Below are 22,260 nucleotides of genomic sequence, written 5' to 3'. Positions count from 1 at the left end.
CGCCTTCGGCGACATCTCCCCCTCAAGGGGGAGATCACCCACGCCCGAAATGCCGGCTCGCCACCTCGACATGCGTGTCGTGCGCATGCGCTTCGAAACGCTCGGTTTCGCCGAGATCGTCCACCGCCTCGTTCGGCCACCAGCTGCCGCCGACCACGATTCCGTCCGAGACCAGCCTTTGCTCGGCGACCAGCGAGGCGCCGACCGAATCGACAAAGGTGAAGCGGCCCGGACGCAGCCGCAGCACCGCGATGTCGCCGACCGCACCCACCGCAAGCCTGCCGAGATCGGGCCTGGCGATCGCTTCGCCAGGGCGCTGCGTGGCGGCGCGCAGCACCTCGACCAGCGGCATGCCGAGCGCCAGCAGCTTCGACATGCAGACCAGGATGTCGAAGGCCGGCCCGTCGACGCAGTAGAGATGCACGTCGCTGCTGATCACGTCCGGCGCCAGCCCCTCGCCGAGCATCGCCTTGGCCACCTCGAAATCGAACGAGCCCATGCCGTGGCCGATATCGAAGATGACGCCGCGCTCGCGCGCCAGCCGCATATCTGGCCGCACCGCCCCCGAGGCGAAGACCGGCGCGTTGGGAAACGGCCGGAAGCAGTGGGTGAGGATGTCGCCCTTGCGCAGCCGCGGCAGCACTTCCGAGCGGCCCGGCGGCGGCTCGTCTATGTGCGCCATCAGCGGCAGGCCGGCTTTGTCGGCGGCTTCGAGCGCGAGATCGACCGGCGCGATGCCGCTGGTGCCGCCGGCATGGCGACCCGAGCGGACCTTGATGCCGACAACCACGTCCGCGTGCTCGCGAGCCGCCGCTACCGTCTCGCGCGGTTCGCAGAGCCGGAGGTCGCTACACTCGCCGACCGCCACGGTCTGCGAGAAGCCGAATATGCCGGCAAAGGAAATGTTGACGTAAGCCAGAATACGGACTTTCGAGCGCTCGATGACGTGGCGGCGAAAGCCGAGGAAATTGCCGGCACCGGCACTTCCGGCATCGATGAAGGTGGTGGTGCCGCTCTTTGCGGCGAGCCGGTCGGCATCGACGCCGAGCGACGTGCCGCCCCAATAGACATGGCTGTGCAGGTCGATCAGGCCCGGCGCGACGATCGAGCCCGTGGCATCGATGACGCGGGCGGCACGTTCGAAGGGGATTTCGGTGTCGATCGCGGCGATACGGCCGTCGGCAATCGCCAGATCGCGCTGCGCGTCGAGGCCGGACGCCGGATCGATGAGGCGGCCGCCTTTTATCAGGAGATCGAATTGCATCGCGCCTGTCTCCACTTTCCCGTCACGCCGGCCTGTAGGCAACGGCCTCGACCTCGATCTTGATGTCGATCATCAGCCGCGACTCCACTGTCGTGCGCGCCGGCGGGTCTTTCGGGAAATGCCGGGCGTAGACGGTATTGAAGATGCCGAAATCGCGGGCGTCTTCGAGCCAGACCGTCGTCTTGACTACGTCGTCCAGGGTACAGCCGGCCAGCGCCAGTGCCGCCTTGACGTTCGACAGCACCTGCTCGGTCTGTTCGGCGATGCCGCCCTTGACCACCAGCCCGTCTGTGCCGACCGGCACCTGGCCTGAGACATAGACGAAGTCGCCGGCCCTGACCGCCGGCGACAACGGCACATGGGATTTTCCAAAACACTGCTTGGGCAAGGAGGCCTCCTCTGGAAATCGTTGCGTGACCGAGCGACTTGTCAGCTTGGCGCGAGAGGACGCGGCCTCTCTGCGAGTCTCATCCAACATCTTCGAAGCCTATATCGCTTTGCCGCGAGAGCGCCAGAACGATCACTGCGCTCGGTGATCCTTCGCGTCAGCATCTGGACCCGCGACACCAGCCCGCTCAGCGGTCGATCCGCGTCGACAGGATGATCGACGACGACGTGCGCTCGACTCCGTCCATGGCGCCGATCTGGTCGAGAAGCGTGTCGAGATCCCTGATCGAAGGCGCCTCGACGATGACGATCATGTCGAAATTGCCGCTGACCGAGTGCAGCGTGCGAACCGGTGCCAGCGCCTGCAGGCTGCGCACCACCTTGTCGGCAAGCTTGGGGGTTACGGTGAGCAGGACATGCGCCCTGACCAGCCCCTGCTCGTAATCCGGCGACAGCCTGACCCCATAGCCGGCGATGATGCCGCGCTGTTCCAGCCGCTCGATCCGGCTTTGCACCGTCGTTCGTGAGACGCCGAGCCGCCGCGCCAGTTCGGCGGTCGAGGCGCGCGCATTGGTGCGCAGCAGGGAAAGCAGAGCCTGGTCGGCATCGCTGAGCATTTCGACGAACCTTACCGGCACATTGCCCAAAGAGAGGCTGCGTTTCGTACAATCTCACGCTTCCTTTCGACAGGCAAGCTGCGATTCTAACCCTGAATTTAGCATTGGTGCGAGGGACCGGTCATGAAGGAAATCATCGTCGTCGGCGCCGGCAAGATCGGCTCGACCATTGCCGAGATGCTGGCTTCCACGGGCGACTACCAGGTCACGCTTGTCGACCGCTCGGCGGCGCAGTTCGGCGCGGCCGAACTGCCTGAAACGGTCGAGACGCTGGAACTCGACATCGAGGCCGCCGGCACCCTCGAAGCGGCCCTGGCCGGCAAATTCGCGGTGCTCAGCGCCGCGCCCTTCCATCTGACCACGCGCATCGCCGAGGCGGCGGCCAGCGCCGGCGTGCACTATCTCGATCTGACCGAGGACGTCGTCAGCACCAGGCGGGTCAAGGAACTGGCGCGTTCCGGCAGCAGCGCCTTCATCCCGCAATGCGGTCTGGCGCCGGGCTTCATCTCGATAGTTGCCAACGATCTCGCCAGCCGCTTCGACACGCTGGAAAGCGTGCGCATGCGGGTCGGCGCGCTGCCGCAGTACCCGTCGAATGCGCTGAACTACAATCTGACCTGGAGCACCGACGGCGTCATCAACGAATATTGCGAGCCTTGCGAGGCGATCGTCGAAGGCGAGCTGATCGAAGTGCCGCCGCTCGAGGAGCGTGAAGAATTCTCGCTCGACGGCGTCACCTATGAGGCGTTCAACACCTCGGGCGGGCTGGGCACGCTGGCCGAAACGCTGAAGGGCAGAGTGCGAACGCTGAACTACCGCACCATCCGCTATCCCGGCCATGCGGCGATCATGAAGGCGCTGCTCAACGACCTCGGCCTGCGCCACCGCCGCGACGTGCTGAAGGACATTTTCGAAAGCGCCCTGCCGGCGACGCTGCAGGACGTGGTTATCGTCTTCGTCACCGTCAGCGGCCGCAAGAACGGTCGTCTGCTGCAGGAAACCTACGCTAACAAGATCTACGCCAGGCGCGACGGCGAAACGGTGCGCAGCGCCATCCAGATCACCACCGCATCGGCCATCTGCGCGGTGCTCGACATGCTCGCCGACGGCAGCTTGCCGGCCAGGGGCTTCATCAAGCAGGAGGACATCGCGCTCGACGCGTTCCTGGCCAACCGCTTCGGCCGCGCCTATGCGCAGCACGAGATGGTTAGCCGGCTTGCGGGGTGAGCTGCGTAATCTCCCCCCTCGAGGGGGAGATGTCGCCGAAGGCGACAGAGGGGGTCGCCTCGCGTAGAGCGTCAACCTCCATCTGTCGCAAGGGAGGTCGCATCCAGTCGAACCGACCCCCTCTGGCCTGCCGGCCATCTCCCCCTCAAGGGGGGAGAGCGCGAGCCATCAGACATGCAGTGCGTGCCCCAGCGCCTTCAGCGCCGCTTCCGGAAAACCCTCGCCCTGTGTCGGATGGGCATGGATCGTCCCGGCGATGTCCTCCAGCGTCGCGCCCATCTCCAGCGCCAGCCCAAACGCCGTCGACAGTTCCGACACGCCCTGGCCGACGGCCTGGATGCCAAGCACCAGATGGCTGTCCGCCCGCGCCACTACCCGGACGAATCCGTCATCGCCCAACTTCGTCATCGCCCGGCCATTGGCGGTGAAGGGAAACAGTCCGACCTTGATCTCGCCACGCGTCTTGGCCTCCTCCGGCGACAGGCCCGCGGTGACCAGCTCCGGGTCGGTGAAGCAGACAGCCGGGATCGCTCGTCTGTCCCAGCTGCGTTTGTGGCCGGCGACGATCTCGGCGACCATTTCGCCTTGCGCCATCGCCCGGTGCGCCAGCATCGGCTCGCCGGTGACGTCGCCAATGGCAAGGATACCACGCATCGAGCTGCGGCACTGGTCGTCGATGCGGATGAAGGGTCCGGCCATGTCGAGGTCGATCTGCTCCAACCCCCAGCCTTCGGTCACCGGCTTGCGACCGACCGTGACCAGCACCTTGTCGGCGGCAATCTTGCCGTTCTTGCCGCCATTCGTCTCGACCAGCAGCGCGTCGCGCTTAGTGGACAGCCCCTTGGCCTTGGCGTTCACGAGCACCTCGATGCCGAGTTCGGCCAGCCGCTTCACCACCGGCCGGGTCAGTTCCATATCATATTGCGCCAGCACGCGCGGCAACGCCTCGACCACGGTCACCTTGGCGCCCAGCTTGGCAAAGGCGATGCCGAGTTCCAGCCCGATATAGCCGCCGCCGACCACCGCCAGCCTCTCCGGAACTTCGCTCAGCGCCAGCGCCTCGGTCGACGAAATGACCGGACCGCCGAACGGCAGCGATGGCAGCTCGACCGGCGCCGAGCCGGTCGCTATCACCACCGTTTCGGCGCGGATCACCTGCATGCCGATCTCGGTCTCGACGGCAACGGTCTTGCCGTCGCGAAATGTCGCCCAGCCATGCACCGTCTTCACGCCAGCTTTCTTCAGCAGGCCGGCGACGCCGTTGTTCAGCCGGCTAACGATGCCGTCTTTCCAGGCAATGGTCGCCGCGAGATCAAGCGACGGTGCCGCGACCGTTATGCCGAGTGGGCTTTTGCCGCCGGCCATGTGCGAGAGCTTTTCGAACTCTTCGGCTGCATGGATCAGCGCCTTTGACGGGATGCAGCCGACATTGAGGCAAGTGCCGCCCGGTCTGCCTGCCTCGACGATCACTGTGTCGATGCCCAGCTGCCCGGCGCGGATGGCACAGACATAGCCGCCCGGACCGGCGCCGATGACCAGCAGCTTGCAGGAGATTTCCTTCATGTCAGCTGCGTCCTTTCGGGGATAAATGCCCCACCATCCGGCCGCTGCGCGCCTTTCCTTCTCCCCCTGTGGGAGAAGGTGGATCGGCGCGTAGCGCCGAGACGGATGAGGGGTGTTGGACGGAGTGCGGTAGGTGCCAAGCTGGAGCACCCCTCATCCGTCGCCTTCGGCGACACCTTCTCCCACAAGGGGAGAAGGGGGAGCCAGCGTCCCGGCGCCCCATGCTGCCGGGCGAGGGGGCCTTTGCGACCGTTCTCATCTCCTCAGTCCACAAAAATCAGCGCCGGCGTTTCCAGCAGCGTCTTTATCCGCTGGATAAACACCGCCGCGTCCCAGCCGTCGATGACGCGGTGGTCGAAGCTGGAGGACAGGTTCATCATCTTGCGCGGGATGAACTGACTGCCGTCCCATACCGGCCGCACCATCATCTTGTTGACGCCGACGATCGCCACTTCCGGATGATTGATCACCGGCGTCGTCGCCACGCCGCCCATGGCGCCCAGCGAAGTGATGGTGATGGTCGATCCCGAGAGTTCGTCGCGCGTCGCCGTGCCGGATTTTGCCGCCTCGGCCAGCCTGACAACCTCGGCTGCACAGTCCCAGATGTCGCGCGCCTCGGCGTGCTTGACCACCGGCACCATCAGCCCGGAAGCCGTCTGCGCGGCGATGCCGATATGGACGCCGCCATGCTGGTGGACGATGCCGGCTTCGTCGTCGAACAGTGCGTTGACATTGGGCTGGTCGGCGATTGCCTTGACCATCGCCCGCATCAAGAACGGCAGCAGCGTCAGCTTCGGCCTGTCCGCGCCCGGCCGCTTCTCCTTGTTGAGCGCGGCGCGCAAATCCTCGAGCGCGGTGACGTCGATCTCCTCGACATAGGTGATATGCGGGATGCGCGACTTGGCCAGCGTCATCTTCTCGGCGATCTTTCGCCTGAGTCCGACTATCTTGATGTCCTCGACCGCCTCGTTGCGGGCAAGGCCGGAAACCTTGGCGAGCCGGGGTCCGCGCGCCAGGAAAGCCTCGATATCCTCGTGCCGGATGCGCCCGGCCGCGCCGGTTCCCGGGACCTGCCGAAGGTCGATGCCGGCCTCTTTCGCCCTCAAGCGGACGGCCGGCGAGGCCAGTGGCTTTTCGCCCTCGGGGCGCGGCGCACCGACCGGCACTATACCCCCGAAAGCCGGCGCAGTACCCCCACCCCTAAACCCTCCCCACAAGGGGGAGGGGGACTCCGTATCCGCCGTTCGTGCGCCCTCGGTTCTTGGCACATGCCCGACCAAGGGCGAGCTGGACCTGGCTTCGGCTTTGGCGGCCGAAGCTCGTCCCCCTCCCCCTTGTGGGGAGGGGCTAGGGGTGGGGGTAGGTGCCACCTCACCCTCCGCCGATTTCGCGCCTGCGTTCACATTTCCCTCGCCGGCCACCTTCAACCTGACAATCGGCGAGCCGATCGCCACCGTGTCGCCGATCTCGGCGCCCAACCAGACGATCTCGCCATCGACGGGCGACGGAATTTCGACCGTCGCCTTGTCGGTCATGACAGCGGCAAGCACGGCGTCCTCGCGCACGAGATCGCCGACCTTGACCTGCCATTCGACGAGCTCGGCCTCGGCGACGCCTTCGCCGACATCGGGCAGCTTGATGACATATTCGCCCATCGTCCCCCCTCAGGCTTCCATCGTTTCGATCAGCGCGCGGCCTAGCCGGGCAGGACCGGGAAAATAGTCCCACTCCTGCGCATGAGGATAGGGCGTGTCCCAGCCGGTGACCCGCGCCACCGGCGCTTCCAGATGGTAGAAGCAGTTCTCCTGGACCAGCGCCGAAAGTTCGGCACCGAACCCCGATGTCAGCGTCGCCTCGTGCACGACCACGCAGCGCCCGGTCTTGTTGACCGAGGCGACGATCGTCTCGAGGTCGAGCGGCAGCAGTGTCCTCAGATCGATGATCTCGGCATCGATCCCGGTCTCCTCGGCTGCCGCCTGGGCGACATAGACCATCGTGCCGTAGGCAAGCACGGTGACCGCCGCACCCGGCCGTCGGATCACCGCCTTGCCGAGCGGCACCGTGTAATGGCCGTCGGCAACCTCGCCGAGCTCATGTTTCGACCATGGCGTTACCGGCCGCTCGTGATGACCGTCGAAGGGGCCGTTGTAGAGCCGCTTCGGCTCCAGGAAGATCACCGGGTCCGGATCCTCGATCGCCGCGATCAAAAGGCCTTTGGCGTCATACGGATTCGAGGGCACCACGACTTTCAAGCCGGAGACGTGGGTGAACAGCGCCTCCGGGCTCTGGCTGTGGGTCTGGCCGCCGAAAATGCCGCCGCCGGTCGGCATTCTCACGACGATCGGGCAGGTGAAATCGCCGTTCGACCGGTAGCGCAGCCGCGCCGCTTCCGAGACAATCTGGTCATAGGCCGGATATACATAGTCGGCAAACTGCACCTCGACGCAAGGCTTCAGCCCGTAGGCGGCCATGCCGATGGCCGCGCCGACAATGCCGGATTCGCTGATCGGCGCATCGAAGCAGCGGCCCTTGCCGTATTTCGCCTGCAGGCCTTGCGTGCAGCGGAAGACGCCGCCGAAGAAGCCGACATCCTCGCCGAACACGATGACTTGGCTGTCGCGTGCCATCGACACGTCCATGGCGTCGCGGATCGCCTCGATCATGGTCCGCCGCGGCATGGTCAGACCCCTGCCTGTTGGCGCTGGCGCCTGAGATGCGGCGGCATCTCGGCATAGACGCCCTCGAACATGTCGCGCGCCGAGGGCTTGCCGCCGGCATGCAGCGTGCCGTGGCGCTCGGCCTCCCGCTGCGCCGAAATCACCGTGTCGAGGATTTCCGCCTCGGCCTGGGCGTGGCGCTCGTCCGACCAGACGCCGCGCTGGATGAGATGGTTCTTCAGCCTGACGATCGGGTCACCGAGCGGCCAGGCATCGGACTCGGCCTTCGGCCGGTAGGCCGACGGGTCGTCGGAGCTCGAATGGGCGCCGACGCGGTAAGTGACGTATTCGACCAGCGTCGGCCCGAGATTGCTGCGCGCCCGTTCCGCCGCCCATTTGGCCACCGCATGGACGGCGAGATAGTCGTTGCCGTCGACGCGCAGCGACGGAATACCGAAGCCGAGCCCACGGGCGGCAAAAGTACCGGAGCCGCCGCGGGCGATGCCCTGGAAGGTCGAGATCGCCCACTGGTTGTTGACGACGTTGAGCACGACCGGCGCCTTGTAGGTCGAGGCGAACACCAGCGCCGAATGGAAGTCGGACTCGGCGGTCGAACCGTCGCCGATCCACGCGGCGGCGATCTTTGAATCGTTGCTGATTGCCGAGGCCATCGCCCAGCCGACCGCCTGGATGTACTGCGTCGCCAGATTGCCGGAGATAGAGAAGAAGCCGTGCTCCTTCGATGAATACATGATCGGCAATTGCCGCCCTTTCAGCGGATCGGCCTCGTTCGAATAGATCTGGTTCATCATCGTGACCATCGGGTAGCCGTCGGCGATGAGCAGGCCGGCCTGCCGATAGGTCGGAAAATTCATGTCGCCCCGCGACAGCGCCTTGCGGAAGGCGCAACTCACTGCCTCTTCGCCGAGATGCTGCATGTAGAAAGAGGTCTTGCCCTGGCGCTGCGCCATCTGCATGCGCGCATCGAAGCTGCGCAGCGTCATCATATGGCGCAGCCCCTCCAGCAACTCGTCGTCCGAAAGCAGCCCTGCCCACGGCCCGACCGCCTCGCCGGCGCGGTTGAGCACGCGAATGATCGAGAAGGCCAGATCGCGGATGTCGCGCGGGTCGACGTCGATCTTCGGGCGCGGCACCGAGCCAGCTTTTGGAATGCTCACATTAGAGAAATCCGGCGTCCCGCCCGGCCGCACTTCCGGTTCCGGAACATGGAAGCGCAGCATTCCGGCATCGGCCATGATCTCGGTCCTCCACTGTTGCCCGGCCAGGATATTTGCACACCGCCAGACCAGTGCCAATTCGTCGGGCGAGGCTTCGCTGCCGCTGGCTGCTGCCCGCGGCCGACAGGATGGAGATATGTCGGCGAAATTTCTTGTCGATCTTGCGCGCCGGCGCGCAATTTGGGAGATGATTGCGCCGGGTTTCCCGCCAGATAAGGCATGCGTCGGGTTGGGCGGCGCGAGCACCTCCTACTCCCCTTGTGGGAGAAGGTGGCCGAGCGAAGCTCGGTCGGATGAGGGGTGTTCCAGCTTGGCAAGGACGGCACTCCGTCCAGCACCCCTCATCCGTCTTGGCGCTGCGCGCCAATCCACCTTCTCCCACAAGGGGAGAAGGAAAGGAGGGCGGCGCCGTTCACCCCGCGCCCGCGTCATGCTAATCAGCGCCCATGGCACAAAAGAAAGCATACGAGGTCGATGCATGGCTCGCGAAGCCGGATCCGCGCGTCTCGATCGTGCTGCTTTACGGTCCCGATCGCGGGCTGGTTGCCGAGCGGGCAAAGGCCTTTGCCGGCAAGACCGGCCTGCCGCTCGACGATCCGTTCTCGGTCGTCAGGCTGGACGGATCGGAAGTCGATCGCGACGAGGGCCGTCTGCTCGACGAGGCGCGCACCGTGCCGATGTTTTCGGAGCGGCGCCTGCTATGGGTGCGCAACGCCGGCGCTCAGAAGGCGCTTGCCGATGACGTCAAGGCGCTGACGTCGGAGCCCGCGCGGGACGCCATCATCCTCATCGAGGCCGGCGACTTGAAGAAGGGCGTCGGCCTGCGCGCCGTGGTGGAGGCGGCGGATAATGCCATGGCATTGCCTTGCTATGCCGATGAGGCCAGGGATATCGATACGGTCATCGACGACGAACTGCGCAAGGCCGGCATGTCGATGACACTGGAGGCGCGGCAGGCGCTGCGCCGCAATCTCGGCGGCGACCGGCTGGCCTCGCGCGGCGAGATCGAAAAGCTGGTGCTTTACGCGCATGGCCAGGCCGAAATCGGCCTCGACGACGTCAAGGCGACGTCTGGCGATGTCTCGGGCCTCTCCTTCGACGCGGCGGTCGACGCCCTGCTCGAAGGCAGGATCGCCGACTTCGACACCGCCTTCACCCGCCATTGCCAGTCCGGCGGCCAGCCCTTTCTGGTACTTTCATCGGCGATGCGGCAGTTGCAGGCGATTCAGGCGATGCGCGGCCTGATGGACGCCGGGGGCCGCAATGCCGCTTCGGTCGTAGCCGCGGCGCGCCCGCCGGTGTTTTTCTCCAGGCGCAAGCTGGTCGAGAAAGCCCTCGAACGCTGGAGCAGCGAGGCGCTCGGCCGCGCCCTCAACCGCCTGCAGACGGCGGTTCTGCAGACACGCCGGCGGCCGGATCTGTCGGTCGCGCTGGCACGCCAGGCCCTGCTCGGCATTGCCGTGGAGAGCGCCAGGCTGGCGCAGCGCACCTGATCTCCCCCCTTGAGGGGGAGATGTCGCCAAAGGCGACAGAGGGTCACAGCGCGTAGAACACCAGCCCCTTCCGCGACGACAGAGGAGGTGGGCGCTTGAAATTTGACGACCCCTTCTGGCCTGCCGGCCATCTCCCCCTCAAGGGGGGAGATTAACTACTTCGACGATTTCGCCAATCACCGCACGGCAGCAAAAATCTTATTTGCCGGCTAATTTTAGCAACCTACCTACTCCCGCTTCAGCCTTCGGCAAAGCTCGTCGAGCTGCTCCAGCGTCCGGTAGGCGACGCTGATCACGCCGCCGCGCTGGTTGTGCTCGATCGTGACAATCATGCCGATCGTGCTGGTCATCAGCCGCTCCAGCGCCAGCGTGTCGGCATCCTTTTGCGGCGGTGCGGCGGGCTGGCGTTTTGCCGACGGCGCGCCGACCGGCAGCTGCGCCAAGGCCTCGGCCTGGCGCACCGAAAGCCCCTCATCGATGATCCGCTTGGCAAGCCCGGCCGGGTCGTTGGCCGTCACCAGGGTACGGGCGTGGCCGGCAGAGAGCGCCCCGTCGACCAGCATGTCGCGGATGACGTCGGGCAGCTTGAGCAGTCTCAACGTGTTGGCGACATGGCTGCGGCTCTTGCCGATCACCTGGCCGAGATCGGCCTGGGTATAGCCATGGTCGTCGATCAGCTGCTGGTAGCCGAGCGCCTCCTCGACCGGGTTGAGGTCGGTGCGCTGGACGTTTTCGATGATCGCCAGTTCGAGCGCCGTGCGATCGTTGACGTCGCGCACGATAATCGGGATTTCGGTCAGCCCGGCGCGTTGCGCCGCACGCCAGCGTCGCTCGCCGGCGATGATCTCATAGCGGCCCGGCTGGGTTTTCGACGGCCGCGCCACCACCGGCTGCACCACGCCATGTTCGCGGATGGACTGGGCGAGGTCGGTCAGGTCGGCGTCGCCAAAATGCCGGCGCGGGTTTTTCGGGTTAGGGCTGAGGAACTCGATCGGCACCTTGCCGTCGGCCGCCAACCCGGGCTTTTCCGGTGCCGCCGGGCGATCGATTTCGCCGATCAGGGCCGCCAGTCCCCGTCCCAGTCTTTTCCTCGAAGGGTCTTCGTTCATCGTCCGTCCAGATCGTTTCGGTATCGAATCGCTTGTTGGTTACTGCTAGGCGGCACGCAATTTGCGCTCGCGGCGGATGACTTCCGAAGCAAGCTGCAGATAGGCCTGGCTGCCCGAACATTTGAGGTCGTAGAGAATCGCCGGCTTGCCGTAGGACGGCGCCTCGGAAACGCGGACATTGCGCGGGATGACGGTTTCATAGACCTTGTCGCCCATATGCGCCCGCACATCCTGCACCACCTGGTTGGCGAGATTGTTGCGCCCGTCAAACATGGTTAGCACGATGCCCTGGATCGTCAGGTCGGGGTTGATCGAACGGCGCACCTGCTCGACCGTCTCCAAAAGCTGGCTCAGGCCCTCCAGCGCGAAAAACTCGCACTGCAGCGGCACCAGCACCGAATCTGCCGCAGCCATCGAATTCAGTGTCAGCAGGTTGAGCGAGGGCGGGCAATCGATCAGCACATAGCCGAAATTGGCCGAGCGCGCGGCCGAAGCCCGCAGCGCGTTGCGCAGCCGCAGCACCCGATCCGGCGCCGAGGCGATTTCCATCTCGATGCCGAGCAGGTCGAGCGTCGACGGCACGATCGACAGGCCAGGCACCGCCGTCGGGATTGCCGCCGCTTCGAGGTCCAGTTCGCCGGTCAGCACATCATAGGAGGAGACCATGCGGTCGCGCCGGTCAATGCCGAGCCCGGTGCTGGCGTTGCCCTGCGGGTCGAGGTCGACGATCAGCACCTGTTCGCCTATGGCCGCCAGTGCGGTGGCCAGATTGATGGCCGTCGTCGTCTTGCCGACGCCGCCCTTCTGGTTGGCGACGGTGATGATTCGGGGGCCGTTCTTCATCATGGGTCTATGCCAGAAATTCATTTGGGCCAGAGATTCATTGGGGGTCGCCGGTCACAAGCCAGGGTGCGGTCGCAAGTCGGATACTTCGAGAATGACGCCCTGCGCGTCGGTTGCACTGGCATGTTCTACCAGATCGAAAGACCATCGTTGAGCGCTTTCTGCCACTTCGGCGCGGTAATCCCGGCCTTTGTGAAACAGGCCATGCGACCCCTTGGTTAGCCACGGCGCCGCCAGGTCGAGCAAGTCAGGCAGCGATGCGAGTGCCCTGGCTGTGACGATTTGCGGTGCAGGAACAAGCGGATAGCTATCGTCGATGCGGCGCGCGATGACCGTGGCGGGCAGATTGAACTGTCCGACCACCGTTTGCAGGAACGATGCTTTTTTCCGGTTGCTTTCAACAAGATCGATGCCGGCGCCTTCCCGCTCGGCAAGCAAAAATGCCAGCACGAGGCCGGGAAACCCGCCGCCGGAGCCCAGATCGACCCAGCGCTTCGCCTCTGGTTTGATTCGCGCCAGCTGCGCGCTGTCGAGGATGTGGCGGCGCCAGACATCGTCCTGCGTCGATTGCGCGGCCAGATTGATCCGGCGGTTCCATTTCTGGAAGACGGCCTCGAACGCGACCAGGCGATCGAATGTTTCACGTGAAACCGGGCCTGCTGCCTCTTGCAGGTTTGCCCAGGACGCAGCGCTCACGCGACCTGCTTTCGCGCAGCCGCCTCGGCATTGCGCACATGGGCGACGATAATCGCCAGCGCCGCCGGCGTCATGCCTTCGATACGCTGCGCATCGGCAATGGAGCGCGGCTGGCGTGCCAGCATCTTCTGCTTCAATTCATTGGACAGGCCGGGAACAGAGGCAAAGTCGAGCGATTCGGGAATCAGCCGGCTCTCTTCATGCCTGATCTGCGAGACGTCAGCCCGCTGGCGGTCGAGATAGACAGAATATTTAGCTTCCGTTTCAAGACGTTCGGCCGTTTTGCTGTCGATCGCCGCGAAAGCCGGTTCGATGCGCGCCAGCCAGGCGATGTCGACGCCCGGATAGGCCAGCAACTCATAGGCCGAGCGACGGACGCCGTCCCGGTTGATTTCGAGCCCATGGCGCGCTGCCTCATTGGGGGTCATGGTGGTGCCGAGGGCGAGGTGTCGCGCCTTCTCAAGGTCTTGCACGACATTGTTGAACCGCTGCATCCGCTCCGGCGAGGCAATCCCCAGCCTTATCGCCAGTGGCGTCAGCCGCTCATCGGCGTTGTCGGCTCGCAGCGATAGCCGGAACTCGGCCCGCGAGGTGAACATGCGGTACGGTTCGGCGATGCCGCGGCTGGTCAAATCGTCGACCATCACGCCGATATAGGCTTCGGTGCGGCTGAGCACGATTTCCTCGCTCGCCGACGCCTTGCGCGCTGCATTCAAGCCGGCAAGCAGCCCTTGCGCGCCGGCCTCCTCGTAGCCGGTGGTGCCGTTGATCTGGCCGGCGAGGAAAAGGCCGGCGATCCGCCTGGTTTCCAGCGTTGGCTTGAGCTCGCGTGGATCGACATGGTCATACTCGATGGCATAGCCCGGCTGCAGCATGGTTGCCCGCTCCAGCCCCCGAATGGTCTTCAGGATGTCGAGTTGTACGTCCTCGGGCAGCGAGGTCGAAATGCCGTTCGGGTAGACCGTGTCGTCGTCCAGCCCTTCCGGCTCCAGAAAGATCTGGTGGCCGTCACGATCGCCGAATTTGACGATCTTGTCTTCGATCGACGGGCAATAGCGCGGCCCGACGCCTTCGATCGACCCCGAATACATGGCCGAGCGGCCGAGATTGGCGCGAATCAGCTCGTGCGTTGCATTGGTCGTTCGGGTAATGCCGCAATGGATCTGCGGATTTTCGATGCGCGCGGTGAGCAGCGAGAACGGCACGGGGTCCTCGTCCGCCGCCTGGCTCTCCAGCGACGCCCAATCGATCGTCCTGCCGTCCAGCCGCGGCGGCGTGCCGGTCTTCAGCCGCCCGAGCTTGAAGCCGGCGCGGCTCATCGTCGCCGACAGGCCGACGCTCGCCTGCTCGTTCATGCGGCCGGCGACGATCTTCTTCTCGCCGATATGGATCAGCCCGCGCAAGAAAGTGCCGGTCGTCAGCACCACGGCGCCGCAGGCGAACCTGCTTCCATCCGCCAGCAGCACCGCCGCGATGCGTCCGTCGTCGATTTCCCCGTCGTTGATTTCGAAATCCAGGACCTCGCCCTCGACCACGTCGAGGCCAGCCTGTTCGCGAATCGCCGCCTGCATGGCGAGCCGATAGAGTTTTCTGTCGGCCTGCGTCCGTGGCCCGCGCACCGCCGGTCCTTTGCGGCGGTTGAGCAAACGGAACTGGATGCCGGCCGCATCGGCAACGCGGCCCATCAGCCCGTCCATGGCGTCGATCTCACGAACCAGATGGCCCTTGCCGAGGCCGCCGATCGCCGGATTGCAGGACATCACGCCGATCGTGTCGAAGCGCAGCGTCACCAGCGCCGTCCTGGCGCCAGCCCGCGCGGCCGCACTAGCCGCCTCGCACCCAGCATGGCCGCCACCCACCACCACCACATCGTAGCGATTGGTCATTTCAGAATCCCGAATTCAAGTGGACCGACACATGTCCCTGGAGGCACGCGCTGTCAAGGACGCAGGGCCTTCAGACGCATGACAGCCCCCGACAATGCAGACAGAGATCGCCTGGCGCCGCCCCTTTTCCTTCTCCCCTTGTGGGAGAAGGTGGATTGGCGCGCAGCGCCAAGACGGTTGAGGGGTGCTGGACGGAGTGCAGGTGATGCCAAGCTGGAACACCCCTCATCCGACCGAGCTTCGCTCGGCCATCTTCTCCCACAAGGGGAGAAGGGGAGACGCTACGAGCGAGATCGTTTCACGTGAAACAGTCCCCCTATTCCTGGGCCGTGTTTCACGTGAATCACCGCCGGTGCTCCTTCCCCTATGTTTCACGTGAGTCATTTCCCAATACAAAACTGCGAAAAAATCACATCGAGCATGTCTTCGACATCGACCGACCCGACGATTCGTCCGAGCCGATCCGCCGCCAGGCGCAGCTCCTCGGCCTGCAGTTCCCGGCCGCGATCACCACTGGCCACTGCTGCGAGCAGGAAGCGTTTCGTCTCATTGAGCAACTCGACGTGCCGCAGCCGCGACGGCAGGATATCGCCGGCCTTGCCGATCTGCGCTGCGGCACGACGCCCGATCTCGTCCAGCAATTCGGCCAGACCCGTGCCGTCCCGCGTCGAGATGGCGAAATCATAGTGCGCCGTGGGCGAGGGTGACTTGCCCCCCAACAGGTCAATTTTTGTTCCGACCCTCAGCGCCGGCATGTCGCCCGGCCGCATACCGATCGCGACTGGCTCCGCCAGATCCTCCAGCAGCAGCAGCAGATCAGCGCTGTGCGCCTTGGTCCTGGCCTTCTCTATGCCAATCGCCTCGATCTTGCCGGGCGCCTCGCGCAGACCGGCGGTGTCGGTTACCCTGACCCGCACCCCTTCCAGGTCCAGCACCACTTCTAGCAGGTCGCGGGTCGTGCCGGGCTCGTCGGTGACGATGGCCGCTTCGCGCCGCGCCAAAGCGTTGAACAGGCTGGACTTGCCGGCATTCGGCGCGCCAAGGATCACGACTTCGAATCCGTCGCGGATGATTTCGGCGGCACGAAAGCCGGCGACATGGCGCTCGATTTCGTCGATCATGGCCTGAACATCGGACCAGACCGTATCGGCGACCGAACCCGGCACGTCGTCCTCGTCGGCAAAATCGATCTCGGCCTCGATCATCGCCCGAGCGTGGATCAGCCGTCGGCGCCAGCCCAGATAGAGTTCGCTCTGCACGCCCTGAGCGTTGTGAACGGCAAAGCGCCGCTGCGCTTCGGTCTCGGCGTTGATGAGATCGGCCAGCGCCTCGGTCTCGACCAGATCGAGCTTGCCGCTGAGAAAGGCACGGCGGGTGAATTCACCAGGCTCGGCGTGCCTGACGCCGTCGAAGGAGGCGATGGTTTCCAGCATCCTCGCCACGACGGCGCGTCCGCCATGCACATGGAACTCGGCGACGTCCTCGCCGGTGAAACTGTCGGGCCCGGCAAAGAAGACGACCAGGCCGCTGTCCAGCACCGATCCGTCGGGCGCCCGGAGCTTGCGATAGGCGGCCACGCGGTTCGGCACGGTCGATCCGGAAATCGTTTCGACAACGAATCGACTCTGCGGCCCGGAAATCCGAATCACCGCAATGCCGGCCGGCAGGCGCCCGCTCGACAGCGCTACAATGGAGTCTTTCAAAATCATTTGCCCGCTCTGCCGAAGCGCCCTAGCTATGCCTGTTCAATCCGCCTTCGAGTAGCGCCGTGACCTTGCCTGCACAAAACTTGCTTGCCGAAGAGGCCAGCCCCTATCTGCAGCAGCACAGCGGCAATCCGGTGCACTGGCGGCCATGGTCGCCCGCCGCTCTGGCCGAAGCAAAGGCGCTGCAGCGCCCGATCCTGCTCTCTGTCGGCTACGCCGCGTGCCATTGGTGCCACGTCATGGCGCATGAGAGCTTCGAGAACGACGACGTCGCCGCCGTCATGAACCGTCTCTTCGTCAATATCAAGGTCGACCGCGAGGAGCGCCCCGACATCGACCAGATCTATATGGCGGCATTGTCCTCGATGGGCGAGCAAGGCGGCTGGCCGCTGACCATGTTCCTGACCCCGGATGGCAAGCCGTTCTGGGGCGGCACTTACTTTCCGCGCGAGGCCCGCTACGGCCGGCCGGGCTTTGTCCAGGTGCTGGAGGCGGTTGACAAGGCTTGGCGGGAGAAGAAAGAAAGCGTTAACCAAAGTGCCGACGGCTTGAGCACGCATGTCGAGACGCGGCTGGCGGGCAGCCATGCCAAGGCCGTGCTCGACCGCGGCATGCTGGCAAAGTTCGCCAACGGCATTGACGGCATGATCGACCGCGAGCTGGGCGGCCTGCGCGGCGCGCCGAAATTCCCCAACGCGCCGTTCATGCAGAGCCTCTGGTTGTGCTGGCTGCGCGACGGCACCGCATCCCACCGCGACGCCGTTCTCCTCAGCCTCGAAAAGATGCTGGCCGGCGGCATCTACGACCATATTGGCGGCGGCCTCAGCCGCTACTCGACCGACGCCGGATGGCTGGTGCCGCATTTCGAAAAGATGCTCTACGACAATGCCCAGCTCATCCGCTTGTGCAACTGGGCCTATGCGTCAACCGGCAAGGAATTATTCCGGCTGCGAATCGAAGAGACGATTGCCTGGCTGTTGCGCGAAATGCGGGTCGAGGACGGTGCCTTTGCCGCCAGCCTCGATGCCGATAGCGAGGGCGAGGAGGGGTTGTTCTACACCTGGAGCAGGGATGAAATCGAGACCGTCCTTGGCTACGAATCAGCCTTGTTTTTCAAATACTTCACACTTGCCGATCCGCATGGCTGGGAAGGCAAGCCGATCATCCACCAAACCGAAGCCCAGCAAATACAAAGCGTCGTCGATCGTGACCTCCTGGTTCCGCTCAAGCAAAGGCTGCTGGCAGCGAGGGAACAGCGCGTTCGGCCCGGGCGTGACGGCAAGGCCCTGACCGACTGGAACGGCTTGACGATCGCAGCCCTTGCCGAGGCCGGACGATCGCTTGGCCGATCCGACTGGATCGAAGCGGCGGAAGCGGCCTTTGCCGCCATTGCGGGCGCCGCCCGCGACGCCCGTCTGCCGCATTCCATGCTCGGGGAGAAGAAATTGTTTCCCGCGCTGTCGAGCGACTATGCCGCCATGGCCAATGCCGCCATCTCACTGCTCGAGGCGACCGGCAATCCCGACTATATCGATCGCGCCGGGAACTTCATTGAGCAACTCGATCTTTGGCACCGGGACAGCGACAAGACCGGCTACTATCTGACCGCGTCCGACAGCGCGGATGTGCCGATCCGCATCCGCGGCGATGTCGACGAAGCCATTCCTTCCGCTACCGGCCAGATCATCGAAGCCCTGGTCCGATTGTCGTCGCTTTCGGGCGATCTCGATCTCTGGGAAAAAGCCTGGACAGTCGCCGAGCATGCCGCCGGGCGGGCCGAGCACCAGCCCTATGGCCAGGCGGGTATAGTCAATGCCTGTACCTTGGCGTTCGAGCCGTTGAAATTGGTGATCGTGGATAGATCTGAGAATTCAAGGCTTGTTCCGGTTGCGAATCGAAATCCGGACCCGCGCCGGGTGGACATCGTCGTGCCTGTCGGCTCTGCGACAAACCTGCCGACGCTGCCAGGCGGCGTCCTGCCACCAACCGAAAAGCCCGGCGCCTGGCTCTGCACCGGCCAGGTCTGCCTGCCAGTGATAACGGAAGCTGAGGAGCTGGAACGGATGCTGCGGCGGTGATGGACCTGACGCTCCGTCCCTTCTCCCTTGTGGGAGAAGGTGGATCGGCGCTAAGCGCCGAGACGGTTGAGGGGTGTTGGAAGAAATGAGGCGATGCCAAGCTGGAGCACCCTCATCCGACCGAGCTTCGCTCGGCAACCTTCTCCCACAAGGGAGAAGGGAAGGCCCGCAACCCTACGTGTTCATCGAATCGAAGAAATCCGCATTGGTCTTGGTCTGCTTGAGCTTGTCGATCAGGAACTCGATGGCGTCGGTTGTTCCCATCGGCGCTAGGATGCGGCGCAGCACGAAGATCTTCTGCAGGTCCTGGCGCGGAACCAGAAGGTCCTCCTTGCGGGTGCCGGACTTGAGGATGTCCATGGCCGGGTATATGCGCTTGTCCGCCACCTTGCGGTCGAGCACGATTTCCGAATTGCCGGTGCCCTTGAACTCTTCGAAGATGACTTCGTCCATGCGGCTGCCGGTGTCGATCAGCGCGGTGGCGATGATGGTCAGCGAACCGCCTTCCTCGATATTGCGGGCAGCACCGAAGAAGCGCTTCGGCCGTTGCAGCGCGTTGGCGTCGACACCGCCGGTCAGCACCTTGCCGGATGACGGCACGACGGTGTTGTAGGCGCGGCCGAGGCGGGTGATCGAATCCAGCAGGATGACGACGTCGCGGCCGTGCTCGACGAGGCGCTTGGCCTTCTCGATGACCATTTCGGCAACCTGGACGTGGCGAACCGCCGGCTCGTCGAAGGTCGAGGAGACGACCTCCCCCTTCACCGAGCGCTGCATGTCGGTGACTTCCTCCGGCCGCTCGTCGATCAGAAGCACGATCAGGTAGCATTCCGGGTGGTTGGTAGTGATCGAATGGGCGATGTTCTGCAACAGCACCGTCTTGCCGGTGCGCGGCTGCGCCACGATCAGGGCGCGCTGGCCCTTGCCGAGCGGCGCCACCAGGTCGATGACGCGCGCCGAAATATCCTTGGAGGTCGGAACCTCCATCTCCATCTTCAGCCGCGAGGTCGGATAAAGCGGCGTCAGATTGTCGAAATGGATCTTGTGGCGGATTTTTTCAGGGTCGTCGAAATTGATCGTGTTGACCTTGAGCAGCGCAAAATAGCGCTCGCCCTCTTTCGGGCTGCGGATCGGCCCTTCGACCGTATCGCCGGTCTTCAGTGAGAATCGCCGGATCTGCGAGGGTGAAATATAGATGTCGTCGGGACCTGGCAAATAGTTGGCGTTGGCGGAGCGCAGGAAGCCAAAACCGTCCTGCAGCACTTCGACGACGCCGTCGCCGATGATCTCGATATCCTGGGTCGCCAGTCTCTTCAGGATCGCGAACATCAGCTCCTGCTTGCGCATGACGCTGGCGTTCTCGACCTCGAGCGATTCCGCATAAGCGATCAGCTCTGGTGGTTTCTTGTTCTTGAACTCTGTGAGCTTCATTTCTTGCATCATTAGACGGACTCTGAGTAAGCTTTGGGAAAAATATCGGCGGGATGCGACAAATGCCGGGCGCGGCCGAAGCGATAAATGGGCGGCGCATGACGGGAAGGAAGACCCGTCTTTTATCGTCGGTCGGTTGAAAGAGCAAGCCGCCTTTTGCGGGCAACCGAGGACGTCAGAACGGTTTTACGATAACCAGGACGACGATGACGATCATCAGCAATGTAGGGATCTCATTGACGATCCGCCAGTGCCTTGCCGATTTTTCATTGCGGTCTTCGGCAAATTTGCGGACGGCGCCGGCGAGATAGCCATGCGCGGCCGACAGACCAACCACCGCAGCGATCTTGGCATGCAGCCAGCCGCCCTGAAAACCAAAGCCTTTCCAGGCGAGCCACAGGCCGAATGCCCAGGTAATCACCATTGCCGGATTGATGATGCCGCGCAGCAGGCGGCGCTCCATCACCTTGAAGGTCTCCGACTGGATGGAGCCTTTTTCGGCATCGGCATGATAGACCAGCAAGCGCGGCAGATAGAGGATGCCCGCCATCCAGGAGATGACGGCAATCACATGGATCGCCTTCGCCCACGGATAGAAATCATCGGGCCCGAAGAAAAACAGCAGCCCGGCCAGCACCAGGAAGATGGCGATCGCAATTGCCGCGCGGTGCATCGCCCCTCGACCGCTGTTCGCGTTGTCTGCGCCCATCATCGTCACGATGCGCTCCGCACCAGTTTCACCATCTGCTCGACATGCGCCAGCGGCGTCTCCGGCGTGATGCCGTGGCCGAGGTTGAAGATCAGTGGTCCGTCGCCCAGCGCCTTCAGGATCGCCGCTACGCCGTCGGCAAGCGCCTTGCCGCCGGCTACAAGCCTCAGCGGATCGAGATTGCCCTGCACGGCGCCGTCGCGCTGCAATTCCTTCGCCGTCGACAAGGGCACAGTCCAGTCGAGGCCCAACCCGGTCACGCCGGTCTGCTGGCGATAGCTTCGATAGTGGTCTCCCGCGCCCTTGGGAAAGCCGATGATCGGAACGTTGGGATGGACAGCATTCACTTGCCGGACGATCTCGGCCACCGGCTCGACGCAGAACAATCCGAAAGACGCTTCGTCGAGCACGCCTGACCACGAATCGAAGATCTGCACGACATCGGCGCCGGCTTCGATCTGGCGGATCAGATAGGCAGCCGAATGATCGGCGAGCACCTTCAGCAACCGAAGAAAGGCCGCCGGCTCGCGATAGGCGAACAGCCTGGCCGGCGCCTGGTCGGGCGTTCCGTGGCCGGCAATCATGTAGGTCGCCACTGTCCAGGGCGCACCGCAGAAGCCGATCAGCGTCGTTTCATCGGGCAGTCTGGCGCGCAATCGCCGCACCGTCTCGTAGACCGGCTCAAGATTCACGTGAAACGTTTCGCCGTCGAGAGCCTCGATCTCCACAGCCGTGATCGGCGTCAGCAGCGGGCCGCGTCCTTCCTCGAAGCGCACGTCGCGGCCGAGCGCATGCGGAACGACAAGGATGTCGGAAAACAGGATCGATGCATCGAAGCCGAAGCGTTCGATCGGCTGCAGCGTCACTTCAACGGCGAGATCCGGGTCGTAGCAAAGATCGAGGAAGGATCCGGCCCGCCTCCTCGTCTCCCGGTATTCCGGCAGATAGCGGCCGGCCTGGCGCATCATCCAGACCGGTGGCGGAAACGCCGTCTTGCCTCTCAACACGTCCAGCACGATCCGGTCTTGAGGCATTGAGCGCTAGCCTTTCCAGGCTTCCCTATAATTAAATATTCTATGTTTAGGAATCTTATGATTCTAAGAGTCTGTTGGTTGTGGTGGTTGTCTCCTGTCCCGCTTTGCCCTGGAAAAGACCAGCCAGCATATTGTCGCGCGCATCTCCAGCGGGATTGCAGGACTTTGTGGAAAACCGCGAATTTACGACTGGAGTCAATGCGTTGCCGCCACGCCAGGGAAATTGCCCCTGTGGATGAAGCGAAGGCAAAAAGCTCCGTCCCCGGACTTGTCCCCAACCGCGCGGAGAAGCCGACAGCAGATCGAATTGTGGACAAACCGG

Annotated in this window: 18 protein-coding genes; 3 read left to right on the top strand and 15 right to left on the bottom strand. The window is 64.2% G+C overall.

Going from position 1 to position 22,260, the window contains the following annotated elements:
- Positions 1 to 34: 34 nt before the first annotated feature.
- From NKJ13_RS11980 to NKJ13_RS11970, 3 genes are all read right to left on the bottom strand, one after another.
- A complete protein-coding gene (locus tag NKJ13_RS11980) occupies positions 35 to 1,264 on the bottom strand; it encodes an amidohydrolase/deacetylase family metallohydrolase (RefSeq protein WP_352777777.1) in 1,230 nt (409 codons plus the stop codon).
- A gap of 22 nt (positions 1,265 to 1,286) precedes the next feature.
- On the bottom strand, positions 1,287 to 1,652 hold the full coding sequence (locus NKJ13_RS11975; protein WP_023675940.1) for a RidA family protein: 366 nt from the start codon (positions 1,650 to 1,652) through the stop codon (positions 1,287 to 1,289).
- A 187-nt stretch (positions 1,653 to 1,839) separates the two neighbouring features.
- Positions 1,840 to 2,268, bottom strand: a complete 429-nt coding sequence (locus tag NKJ13_RS11970; protein WP_352474012.1) for an Lrp/AsnC family transcriptional regulator — start codon at positions 2,266 to 2,268, stop codon at positions 1,840 to 1,842.
- A 123-nt stretch (positions 2,269 to 2,391) separates the two neighbouring features.
- On the opposite strand from NKJ13_RS11970, the gene NKJ13_RS11965 reads away from it, so the two are divergent.
- Positions 2,392 to 3,495 carry a saccharopine dehydrogenase family protein gene (locus tag NKJ13_RS11965; protein ID WP_352737887.1) on the top strand — a complete coding sequence of 368 codons (1,104 nt, stop codon included), beginning with the start codon at positions 2,392 to 2,394 and terminating at the stop codon, positions 3,493 to 3,495.
- A gap of 168 nt (positions 3,496 to 3,663) precedes the next feature.
- On the opposite strand, the gene lpdA is transcribed toward NKJ13_RS11965, so the two are convergent.
- From lpdA to NKJ13_RS11945, 4 genes are all read right to left on the bottom strand, one after another.
- Positions 3,664 to 5,058, bottom strand: coding sequence for a dihydrolipoyl dehydrogenase (gene lpdA, locus NKJ13_RS11960; RefSeq protein WP_352737886.1), 1,395 nt, complete (start codon positions 5,056 to 5,058; stop codon positions 3,664 to 3,666).
- Positions 5,059 to 5,321: 263 nt separating this feature from the next.
- Positions 5,322 to 6,713, bottom strand: a complete 1,392-nt coding sequence (locus NKJ13_RS11955) for a dihydrolipoamide acetyltransferase family protein (protein ID WP_352737885.1) — start codon at positions 6,711 to 6,713, stop codon at positions 5,322 to 5,324.
- A gap of 9 nt (positions 6,714 to 6,722) precedes the next feature.
- Positions 6,723 to 7,736, bottom strand: coding sequence for an alpha-ketoacid dehydrogenase subunit beta (locus NKJ13_RS11950; protein ID WP_352737884.1), 1,014 nt, complete (start codon positions 7,734 to 7,736; stop codon positions 6,723 to 6,725).
- A 2-nt stretch (positions 7,737 to 7,738) separates the two neighbouring features.
- Positions 7,739 to 8,971 (bottom strand): 3-methyl-2-oxobutanoate dehydrogenase (2-methylpropanoyl-transferring) subunit alpha, encoded by a 1,233-nt coding sequence (locus NKJ13_RS11945; RefSeq protein WP_254817940.1) that lies wholly within the window; start codon positions 8,969 to 8,971, stop codon positions 7,739 to 7,741.
- A 428-nt stretch (positions 8,972 to 9,399) separates the two neighbouring features.
- On the opposite strand from NKJ13_RS11945, the gene holA reads away from it, so the two are divergent.
- Positions 9,400 to 10,446: a DNA polymerase III subunit delta gene (gene holA / locus NKJ13_RS11940; RefSeq protein ID WP_352614672.1), complete on the top strand. Its 1,047-nt coding sequence runs from the start codon at positions 9,400 to 9,402 to the stop codon at positions 10,444 to 10,446.
- A 227-nt stretch (positions 10,447 to 10,673) separates the two neighbouring features.
- Here holA and NKJ13_RS11935 read toward each other — a convergent pair whose 3' ends face one another.
- The 5 genes from NKJ13_RS11935 to mnmE all read right to left on the bottom strand — a co-directional run bounded on the left by NKJ13_RS11935 (position 10,674) and on the right by mnmE (position 16,689).
- Entirely contained in the window at positions 10,674 to 11,555 is an 882-nt protein-coding gene (locus NKJ13_RS11935) for a ParB/RepB/Spo0J family partition protein (RefSeq protein ID WP_352491256.1), read from the bottom strand.
- Positions 11,556 to 11,600: 45 nt separating this feature from the next.
- Positions 11,601 to 12,401 carry a ParA family protein gene (locus NKJ13_RS11930; RefSeq protein WP_352737883.1) on the bottom strand — a complete coding sequence of 267 codons (801 nt, stop codon included), beginning with the start codon at positions 12,399 to 12,401 and terminating at the stop codon, positions 11,601 to 11,603.
- 51 nt (positions 12,402 to 12,452) lie between these two features.
- Positions 12,453 to 13,094: a 16S rRNA (guanine(527)-N(7))-methyltransferase RsmG gene (gene rsmG / locus NKJ13_RS11925; protein ID WP_352737882.1), complete on the bottom strand. Its 642-nt coding sequence runs from the start codon at positions 13,092 to 13,094 to the stop codon at positions 12,453 to 12,455.
- Positions 13,091 to 14,980 carry a tRNA uridine-5-carboxymethylaminomethyl(34) synthesis enzyme MnmG gene (gene mnmG, locus NKJ13_RS11920; RefSeq protein WP_352777774.1) on the bottom strand — a complete coding sequence of 630 codons (1,890 nt, stop codon included), beginning with the start codon at positions 14,978 to 14,980 and terminating at the stop codon, positions 13,091 to 13,093. The genes rsmG and mnmG overlap by 4 nt, the downstream gene beginning before the upstream one ends.
- A gap of 380 nt (positions 14,981 to 15,360) precedes the next feature.
- Positions 15,361 to 16,689 (bottom strand): tRNA uridine-5-carboxymethylaminomethyl(34) synthesis GTPase MnmE, encoded by a 1,329-nt coding sequence (gene mnmE, locus NKJ13_RS11915; protein WP_352777771.1) that lies wholly within the window; start codon positions 16,687 to 16,689, stop codon positions 15,361 to 15,363.
- 59 nt (positions 16,690 to 16,748) lie between these two features.
- On the opposite strand from mnmE, the gene NKJ13_RS11910 reads away from it, so the two are divergent.
- Positions 16,749 to 18,764, top strand: coding sequence for a thioredoxin domain-containing protein (locus NKJ13_RS11910; RefSeq protein ID WP_352777769.1), 2,016 nt, complete (start codon positions 16,749 to 16,751; stop codon positions 18,762 to 18,764).
- Between the two features lie 174 nt (positions 18,765 to 18,938).
- Here NKJ13_RS11910 and rho read toward each other — a convergent pair whose 3' ends face one another.
- From rho to hemE, 3 genes are all read right to left on the bottom strand, one after another.
- Positions 18,939 to 20,204 (bottom strand): transcription termination factor Rho, encoded by a 1,266-nt coding sequence (gene rho / locus NKJ13_RS11905; protein ID WP_023675925.1) that lies wholly within the window; start codon positions 20,202 to 20,204, stop codon positions 18,939 to 18,941.
- A gap of 166 nt (positions 20,205 to 20,370) precedes the next feature.
- On the bottom strand, positions 20,371 to 20,907 hold the full coding sequence (gene hemJ / locus NKJ13_RS11900) for a protoporphyrinogen oxidase HemJ (protein WP_352777783.1): 537 nt from the start codon (positions 20,905 to 20,907) through the stop codon (positions 20,371 to 20,373).
- Between the two features lie 2 nt (positions 20,908 to 20,909).
- Positions 20,910 to 21,938 (bottom strand): uroporphyrinogen decarboxylase, encoded by a 1,029-nt coding sequence (hemE, locus tag NKJ13_RS11895; protein ID WP_352508599.1) that lies wholly within the window; start codon positions 21,936 to 21,938, stop codon positions 20,910 to 20,912.
- Positions 21,939 to 22,260 lie beyond the last annotated feature (322 nt).

The sequence above is a fragment of the Mesorhizobium sp. M0174 genome, from assembly GCF_040322275.1.
In the GTDB taxonomy this organism is placed as follows: Bacteria; Pseudomonadota; Alphaproteobacteria; order Rhizobiales; family Rhizobiaceae; genus Mesorhizobium.
This window is presented reverse-complemented; position numbering and strand designations above follow the sequence as displayed.

Coding starts and splice junctions, on each gene's coding strand:
- NKJ13_RS11980 (WP_352777777.1), bottom strand. CDS start 1,264: ATGCAATTCGATCTCCTGATAAAAGGCGGCCGCCTCATCGATCCGGCG.
- NKJ13_RS11970 (WP_352474012.1), bottom strand. CDS start 2,268: ATGCTCAGCGATGCCGACCAGGCTCTGCTTTCCCTGCTGCGCACCAAT.
- NKJ13_RS11965 (WP_352737887.1), top strand. CDS start 2,392: ATGAAGGAAATCATCGTCGTCGGCGCCGGCAAGATCGGCTCGACCATT.
- lpdA (WP_352737886.1), bottom strand. CDS start 5,058: ATGAAGGAAATCTCCTGCAAGCTGCTGGTCATCGGCGCCGGTCCGGGC.
- NKJ13_RS11955 (WP_352737885.1), bottom strand. CDS start 6,713: ATGGGCGAATATGTCATCAAGCTGCCCGATGTCGGCGAAGGCGTCGCC.
- NKJ13_RS11950 (WP_352737884.1), bottom strand. CDS start 7,736: ATGCCGCGGCGGACCATGATCGAGGCGATCCGCGACGCCATGGACGTG.
- NKJ13_RS11945 (WP_254817940.1), bottom strand. CDS start 8,971: ATGGCCGATGCCGGAATGCTGCGCTTCCATGTTCCGGAACCGGAAGTG.
- holA (WP_352614672.1), top strand. CDS start 9,400: ATGGCACAAAAGAAAGCATACGAGGTCGATGCATGGCTCGCGAAGCCG.
- NKJ13_RS11935 (WP_352491256.1), bottom strand. CDS start 11,555: ATGAACGAAGACCCTTCGAGGAAAAGACTGGGACGGGGACTGGCGGCC.
- NKJ13_RS11930 (WP_352737883.1), bottom strand. CDS start 12,401: ATGATGAAGAACGGCCCCCGAATCATCACCGTCGCCAACCAGAAGGGC.
- mnmG (WP_352777774.1), bottom strand. CDS start 14,980: ATGACCAATCGCTACGATGTGGTGGTGGTGGGTGGCGGCCATGCTGGG.
- mnmE (WP_352777771.1), bottom strand. CDS start 16,689: ATGATTTTGAAAGACTCCATTGTAGCGCTGTCGAGCGGGCGCCTGCCG.
- rho (WP_023675925.1), bottom strand. CDS start 20,204: ATGCAAGAAATGAAGCTCACAGAGTTCAAGAACAAGAAACCACCAGAG.
- hemJ (WP_352777783.1), bottom strand. CDS start 20,907: ATGATGGGCGCAGACAACGCGAACAGCGGTCGAGGGGCGATGCACCGC.
- hemE (WP_352508599.1), bottom strand. CDS start 21,938: ATGCCTCAAGACCGGATCGTGCTGGACGTGTTGAGAGGCAAGACGGCG.